The 7,119-nt window shown below is 67.3% G+C and carries 10 protein-coding genes; 1 reads left to right on the top strand and 9 read right to left on the bottom strand.

Annotated elements, in window-relative coordinates:
- The 5 genes from miaB to AC5RV2_RS12740 form a co-directional block, all read right to left on the bottom strand.
- Positions 1-1,446: tRNA (N6-isopentenyl adenosine(37)-C2)-methylthiotransferase MiaB (gene miaB, locus AC5RV2_RS12760; RefSeq protein ID WP_494092632.1), on the bottom strand; the 1,446-nt coding region annotated here is incomplete at its 3' end.
- 54 nt (positions 1,447-1,500) lie between these two features.
- Positions 1,501-2,382: a hypothetical protein gene (locus AC5RV2_RS12755; RefSeq protein WP_494092631.1), complete on the bottom strand. Its 882-nt coding sequence runs from the start codon at positions 2,380-2,382 to the stop codon at positions 1,501-1,503.
- 58 nt (positions 2,383-2,440) lie between these two features.
- Positions 2,441-2,998, bottom strand: a complete 558-nt coding sequence (locus AC5RV2_RS12750) for a regulatory protein RecX (protein ID WP_494092630.1) — start codon at positions 2,996-2,998, stop codon at positions 2,441-2,443.
- A complete protein-coding gene (gene recA / locus AC5RV2_RS12745; protein WP_493988189.1) occupies positions 2,999-4,051 on the bottom strand; it encodes a recombinase RecA in 1,053 nt (350 codons plus the stop codon).
- Between the two features lie 193 nt (positions 4,052-4,244).
- Entirely contained in the window at positions 4,245-4,466 is a 222-nt protein-coding gene (locus AC5RV2_RS12740) for a DUF3046 domain-containing protein (protein ID WP_494067974.1), read from the bottom strand.
- Between the two features lie 130 nt (positions 4,467-4,596).
- Here AC5RV2_RS12740 and AC5RV2_RS12735 point away from each other — a divergent pair, with 130 nt between their 5' ends.
- On the top strand, positions 4,597-5,079 hold the full coding sequence (locus AC5RV2_RS12735) for a MarR family winged helix-turn-helix transcriptional regulator (RefSeq protein WP_494092629.1): 483 nt from the start codon (positions 4,597-4,599) through the stop codon (positions 5,077-5,079).
- A gap of 105 nt (positions 5,080-5,184) precedes the next feature.
- Here AC5RV2_RS12735 and AC5RV2_RS12730 read toward each other — a convergent pair whose 3' ends face one another.
- The 4 genes from AC5RV2_RS12730 to AC5RV2_RS12715 form a co-directional block, all read right to left on the bottom strand.
- Positions 5,185-5,622 carry a helix-turn-helix domain-containing protein gene (locus AC5RV2_RS12730; RefSeq protein ID WP_493977754.1) on the bottom strand — a complete coding sequence of 146 codons (438 nt, stop codon included), beginning with the start codon at positions 5,620-5,622 and terminating at the stop codon, positions 5,185-5,187.
- 95 nt (positions 5,623-5,717) lie between these two features.
- Complete coding sequence (locus tag AC5RV2_RS12725) at positions 5,718-6,245, bottom strand: CinA family protein (protein WP_494092628.1); 528 nt, start codon at positions 6,243-6,245, stop codon at positions 5,718-5,720.
- Positions 6,242-6,847 carry a CDP-diacylglycerol--glycerol-3-phosphate 3-phosphatidyltransferase gene (gene pgsA, locus AC5RV2_RS12720; protein WP_494002402.1) on the bottom strand — a complete coding sequence of 202 codons (606 nt, stop codon included), beginning with the start codon at positions 6,845-6,847 and terminating at the stop codon, positions 6,242-6,244. The genes AC5RV2_RS12725 and pgsA overlap by 4 nt, the downstream gene beginning before the upstream one ends.
- A gap of 64 nt (positions 6,848-6,911) precedes the next feature.
- Positions 6,912-7,119 (bottom strand): hypothetical protein (locus AC5RV2_RS12715; RefSeq protein WP_494092627.1); only part of this gene is annotated, 208 nt, incomplete at its 5' end.

The raw sequence follows: 7,119 nt of genomic DNA, 5'->3' as shown, positions 1-7,119 counted from the left end.
CGCGCAGGACTCCGCCTGGGAGCGGTCCCACGCATCACCGGCGCGCGAGCGGCGCAGCTGGTAGTCCGCTTCGGAGGCCGGGTCGGCGATCAGGTGGAACGGTGCCGCCTCGGTGACGGTCACCGTGACCAGATCGCCCGGCCGCGGCGCCGGCGCACCCGCGGGCACGGAAAAGTGCACCAGCCGCTGGTCCCGGGCCCGCCCGGAGAGCCGGTGGGTTGCCTCCGCCTTGCGTCCCTGCTGCGCGGTCACCATGACCTCGAGCCTGCTGCCCAGTTGTTTGGCGTTCTCTTCGGCGGCGATCCGGTCCTGCAGGGCAATCAGGCGCTCGTAGCGTTCCTGCACCACGGCCTTGGGCAGCTGGTCCGGCAGTTCCGCGGCCGGCGTGCCGGGCCGCTTGGAGTACTGGAAGGTGAAGGCACTGGCGAAACGGGCCCGTTCCACCACGTCCAACGTGGCTTGGAAGTCCTCCTCCGTCTCCCCCGGAAATCCGACGATGATGTCGGTGGAGATGGCGGCGTGCGGGATCCGTTCCCGGACCTTTTCGAGGATGCCGAGGAACTTGGTGGACCGGTAGGACCGGCGCATGTCCTTCAGGACCTTGTCCGACCCCGACTGCAGCGGCATGTGCAGCTGCGGCATGACGTTGGGTGTTTCGGCCATGGCGTCGATGACGTCGTCGGTAAACGCCGCCGGGTGCGGGCTGGTGAACCGGACGCGTTCGAGGCCTTCAATGTTGCCGCAGGCGCGCAGCAGCTTCGCGAAGGCGCCGCGGTCGCCAAATTCCACGCCGTAGGAGTTCACGTTCTGCCCCAGCAGGGTGACCTCGATGGCGCCGTCGTCGACCAGGGCCTGGACCTCCGCCAGGATGTCCCCCGGCCGGCGGTCGCGTTCCTTGCCGCGCAGCGAGGGCACGATGCAGAACGTGCAGGTGTTGTTGCAACCGACCGAGATGGAAACCCACCCGGAGTACACCGCGTCGCGCTTGGTGGGCAGTGTCGAGGGGAAGACATCGAGCGACTCGAGGATTTCCAGCTGCGCTTCGTTGTTGTGCCGGGCACGCTCCAGCAGGGCGGGAAGCGAACCCACGTTGTGGGTGCCGAACACGACGTCGACCCAGGGCGCCTTCTGGAGGATCGTCTCCCGGTCCTTCTGCGCCAGGCAGCCGCCGACGGCGATCTGCATGCCGGGGTTGCGTTCCTTCACGGGGGCGAGCTGGCCGAGGTTGCCGTACAGCTTGTTGTCCGCGTTCTCCCGCACCGCACAGGTATTGAACACCACGACGTCGGCCTGCCCGCCTTGGGACTCGACCATGCCGGCTGCTTCGAGGAGCCCGGCAAGCCGCTCGGAATCGTGTACGTTCATCTGGCAGCCGAACGTGCGCACTTGGTAGGTGCGGGCTTCGTGCTGCGTCTCGATGGGCGGGGCTGGGGCAGTCAAACTCACGTTACAAGGGTACGGCCTGCGGCGGGACCGGCCACAATTCGCAGGGCCGGTAAATCAGTACCAGTTATTGGCCAGCTGGAAGTCCAGGGCCAGGCACGGCGAACCGTACCGGGACTCGATGTAATCCAGGCCGCGGTCGAGACGGATCCGGAAAACGTACCCGCCGTCGGTCGATTTCTCGACGCCGGCGTTTCCTTCCGACTCCTGGTTCCATAGTTCTTCGAGGCAGGCCAATTCCCCGGCAGCCCAGCCGGGGGCGGGGATTGCTGCTCCGGTGTGGGCGTCGGCTTGCCCCGAGTCGTTCGCGGGCGCTTCGGCAGGAGCCGAGGAACCGCCCTGGTCTGCCGCCGCGCCGGCCGCCGGTGCCTGTTCTTCGGCAGCGCCGGCTGCAGCCTGGTGATTGCCTGCCCCCGGTGCGGCTTGTTCTTCGGCCGTGCGCCCGGCAGCTGCCTTGTCGGCCGGGTCTGTCGCCGCGCCCTCTCGTGCCGCGCTCTCCTGCGCTCCGGGGGCGCCTTGTTGCCCTGGATCCGTGGGGCCGGAGGCTTCCGTCTCCGCGGCCTCTGCTGCAGGGGTTTCGGCCGCCCGTGCGGCGGCAGTTTCCTCTTCTTCCGTGCGCGCCTCCGGCGTCCGGGCGTCCTTCTGCGCGGCCGCGTCGGTGGACGCTCGCTCCGCTTGCTGGCTCTGGGACGCACGCGTCACCGGCCGCTGCCCCTCGTCCGGGTCGCTCCAGCCCATCAGCTGCTTCACCGGGGCTGCGATGAATCCCACCGCTGCGGACGGGCTCTGGCCGCTGTGGAGGGCGCCCGCTGCCCCGGTTGCGCCGAGGGCGGCGACGGAGCCGAGGGTCAGCCCCGCAAAAATCCGGAGGCGGCGCCGCCTGCGGTTGCTCCTGCGTAGCTGGGTGGATTGGCGACGTTCATTCTGCGATGGGCTCACAGTCGCACAATGATACCGACCAAACCGGCGAAAGTCTCAATTTCATAACGGAGCGGTCTCAGAACTCCGGGGTGGCGGCGTTGCCGAGTTCCTCGTCCGCGACCCGGTAGGCCAGCGAGGGCGGATAGCCCTTCCGGGCCAGCATCGAAACCAACCGCCGCAGATGCTTGTCCCTGGCCGACCGGTCGTTCAGTTCCCAGTCGGGACGGATCTTGCGGCGAACGAGTCCCCGCGCGGCTTCCAGCTCGTCGTCGGGCGAAAGCTGGTCAAGTGCCTGCTCGGCGATGTCGCCGGTGATCCCCTTGTCCGCGAGTTCCCGCTTGAGGGCAGCGCGTGCCAAGGAACGGATCTGGGAGCGGCTGCGCACCCACATTTCGGCGAACTCGGCGTCGTCGATGAGGTTGACTTCTTCGAATCGGTCGAGCACCGCCTCGGCGACGTCGTCCGGGACGCCGCGCTCAGCCAGCTTTGCGGCCAGCTGCGCGCGGCTTTTCGGGGACCGTGTCAGCGCGCCCAGCACAATCGAGCGTGCCACCGCGTGGGGATCCGCCTCGGGCGCCAGGTCGGCCGGGCTGCCCGGCGTTGGCCCGGCGGCCGGACCGTTCCTGCGGGCCACCTAGAATCCGTCGACTGCCTTGAGCTTCGGTCCGCCTTCTTCTCCGCTGTCCGGAACGGGGTCGATCCCGAGCTTCTGCCGGATTTTGCGTTCCAGCTCGTCGGCCAGGTCCGGGTTGTCGATCAGGAACTTACGGGCGTTTTCCTTGCCTTGGCCCAGCTGGTCGCCGTCGTAGGTGAACCAGGCGCCCGACTTCTTCACCAGCGAATGTTCCACGCCCATGTCGATCAGGCTGCCCTCGCGGGAAATGCCGTGACCGTACAGGATGTCGAACTCAGCCTGCTTGAAGGGCGGAGCCATCTTGTTCTTGACAATTTTGGCGCGGGTGCGGTTGCCCACCGGGTTGGCGCCGTCTTTCAGGGTCTCGATGCGGCGGACGTCGATGCGCACGGAGGCATAGAACTTCAGCGCCTTACCGCCGGTGGTGGTCTCCGGGCTGCCGAAGAACACGCCGATCTTTTCGCGCAGCTGGTTGATGAAGATGGCCGTGGTCTTGGACTGGCTGAGCCGCCCGGTAATCTTTCGCAGGGCCTGGCTCATGAGGCGCGCCTGGAGCCCCACGTGGCTGTCACCCATTTCGCCCTCGATTTCCGCGCGGGGCACGAGGGCCGCGACGGAGTCGATCACGATGATGTCCAGCGAGCCGGAGCCAATCAGCATGTCCATGATTTCCAGGGCCTGCTCACCGGTATCCGGCTGCGATACCAGCAAGGCGTCGGTGTCGACGCCAAGCTTCTTGGCATATTCGGGGTCCAGGGCGTGCTCGGCGTCGATGAAGGCCGCGATGCCGCCGTTCTTCTGCGCGCTGGCCACGGCGTGAAGCGCCACGGTGGTCTTACCGGAAGATTCCGGACCGTAGATTTCCACCACGCGGCCCCGCGGCAAACCGCCGATGCCCAGCGCCGCGTCCAAGGTGATCGAACTGGTGGAGATCGTTTCGATGGGGGCGCGCGTGTCGTCGCCGAGCCGCATCACCGACCCCTTGCCGAACTGCTTGTCGATCTGCGCCAGCGCAGCTTCCAGTGCCTTCTCGCGGTCAGCTGGTGCGGCCATTGTTCACCTCAGTCTCTTGCGGCCCTCGGGCCTTTTTTGTCTTGACGTCTTCCGACCGTAACCGCCGGTTCGGACAAAATGGGATCGGCAGCGGAGCGTGTGGATGATCCGTCCACTCGGGGGTCTGTGTAGAAGCTTAGCGGTATCCGAACACACTTTCGAACATATCGGCATTTGGCGCCGCGTGTCCTGTTCAGCCGCGCGGCTCACGGTCCTTGCCCCAGCGCCGCTCGGGCGGAACGTCCTGGACATCGCAGAGGGCCAGCCACACGGTTTTGGGCGGGATGCCCGCGGACAGCGCTTCGGCCGCGGTACGGCCCCCGAGCTGACCCAGCACCAGGTCGGCCGCCAGGACATGCGAGTATGCGGGACCGAATTCATCGTCCATCAACCGCCAGAAGTCACTGGTTCGCACGCGTCCATCTTCTCACGTGTCCGTCCGGCCTCAACCGGACCGGACGGAGATTCGGCGCCATCGGAATACGCGTACGGCGCGTCAGGCCGCCGTTGCCCTGCGTGTGCATGCTGCTCATTACAATGAGCCCATGACAGACCACGCCACAGGCAGCTCAGATGCAGGGTTCGATGCAGCCATCGAAGCACTGGAACGGCAGCTGAGCCTGCTCTGGCGCCGGGCCAGGGCGAATTCGCACCGGGTGGCACGTAACGTCCACCCGGACATGGAGCCTGCCGCCTACGGACTGCTGTTGATCCTGCAGCGGGAGCGCTCCATGCGGCTGACCGAACTGGCGGCCGCCATCGGCGTCGGCAAACCCTCCGTGAGCCGCCAGATCGCCATGCTTGAGCAGTTGGGACTGGTTGGCAAGGAGGCGGATCCACTGGACGGACGGGCCCAATCCATCACCTTGACTCCGGCCGGGCTGGAAAAGCTGGCCGAGGCACAGGCCGCCCGCAAAGTCGCCTTCCACGAGCGCCTTGGCGACTGGTCGGTCGAGGACCTGTCCACGCTGGGACAGCTGCTGGACCGGCTGAACGCTTCGTATGCCAACGAGCCGCCCGTCCACTAGCGGCACAGCTTCACCGGGAGGGGCAGGCGCGGCGGGGCAACCGCCGGCACAACAAAAACCGGCCGGTCCGCCACGGGGCGGAACCGGCCGGTTCAGGTGTTCGGGTCAGTAGCGGGCGGAAGCCAGTCCGCGCAGCTCGTCGGGCAGCTCGTCGGGAATGGCCCCGACAAACTCCCGGGACAGTTCCTGCGGAACGGTGTCGGGAATGACGACGCCCTCGGCGTCGGCGACCCGGTCGCTGACTTCCCGGAGCATGTGCGACAGGGGAACGTCCAAAGCCGAGCAGATCGAGGACAGGAGTTCCGACGATGCTTCCTTCTGGCCGCGTTCGACTTCGCTCAGGTATCCGAGGGAGACGCGGGCGCTGTGCGACACTTCTCGAAGGGTGCGTCCCTGACGCTGCCGGACATCGCGGAGGACGTCGCCAATCTCGTGTCGTAGCACCACCATCTTGCGCTCCTTCTGCTCCGTACGCGGTTCTTCGGCCAATCCCACATCACGCCAACGGACTACACCGTTTACGGACACGGGCTGCTTTACCATCTGTATCGCCTTGCTCCCTCATGAGGTGTGCGGCTCGCGCCGCTGTCTTCCAAGCCTAGGCCAACAACGTAACAGTTGCTGACACCCTTTGATAACTACTGAATCAAAGTTTTTGTTCCCGGGCCCGATTCTCCGGTGCCGGCGGGACCGGGGGCCGCGTCGATCGCGAGGCCCAGTTGTTCGATGGCCGCTTCGCACGCCAGCCGCCGGATGCGGGCACGGTCGCCCTCGAAGCGGTATTCGACGGCGCGCGTGCCGTCCGGAGACGCTACCCCGATCCACACGGTTCCCACATCCCGTCCACCGTGCGGTTCCGGTCCCGCCACCCCGGTCGTGGACACCGCGATGTCGGCCTGCAACACGCGCCTGGCGCCGTCGGCCATCTGGCAGGCAACCGCTTCAGTGACCGCGCCCTCGCGCTCGAGCAGGCCCGCGTCGACGCCGAGCACCGCCGTCTTGATCCGGCCCTGGTAGGACACCACGCCGCCGCGGAGCGTGCCCGAAGCCCCCGGAACGGTGGCCAGTTCCGCCGCCACCATTCCCGCCGTCAGCGATTCGGCCGTGGCCAAGGTCACCTTCCGCGCGATGGCGGCTCCTACGACCACGGATGCGGGCGTGGTCACGGCCGGCCCTGCGGCTTCGCGAGGGCGGCACGGCGCAGCGCCACTGCCTTGACCACGTAGTCGATGCCGGTTGCCACGGTCACGACGACGGCGACCGCCATGACGGCAAAGGCGACCCAGACGGCCCAGGACCCGAGCCACGCCTCCAGCGGCAGGAGGTACAGGAAGATCGCCAGGGTTTGCAGCACGGTCTTCAACTTGCCGCCGCGCGAGGCCGGCATGACGCCGTAGCGGATGACGACGAAACGCAGCAAGGTGATGCCCAGCTCCCGGACCAGGATGACGACGGTGATCCACCACGGCAGGTCGCCCAGCACCGACAGGAGGATCAGGGCCGCACCAATCAGGAGTTTGTCGGCGATCGGGTCGGCTATCTTGCCGAAGTTGGTGATCAGGCCCCGGGACCGGGCCAGGTCGCCGTCAAGCTTGTCGGTGTAGATTGCGACGGCAAAAACCGCCACCGCCAGCCAGCGGAACACCTGCCCTGCCCCGGCGTCCGCCAGCAGGAACCAGATGAAAAACGGGACCAGCAGGATCCGCACGGTGGTGAGGACGTTGGCGATATTGAGCAGGGGCACGGGCCGGGACACTGAATCAGTCACGGTTTCAAGGCTACCCGCCCGCCGTGGCCCTTCGGCCGCCGCCGGCGGGTGCGCGGCAGGCACGTCAGCGCCCGGTCAGGCTCCAGGCGTCCTCGGACCCTGAATCGTCGCCGTCGTGGTAGTCCTCCGCCTGCGACCGCGAGTCCAGGTCTTCGGCGACCAGGTCACGCGGGCCGTCGAAGCCGTGGTTCGCGTTGGCGTTCTCCGCCAGCGCCTCCGTCAGCGAATCGGCCTCGCCCGCCGCGCCCGGGGCGGCCGCCGGTGGCTCATCG

Source organism: Arthrobacter sp. Y3225116 (assembly GCF_059091245.1).
This window is presented reverse-complemented; position numbering and strand designations above follow the sequence as displayed.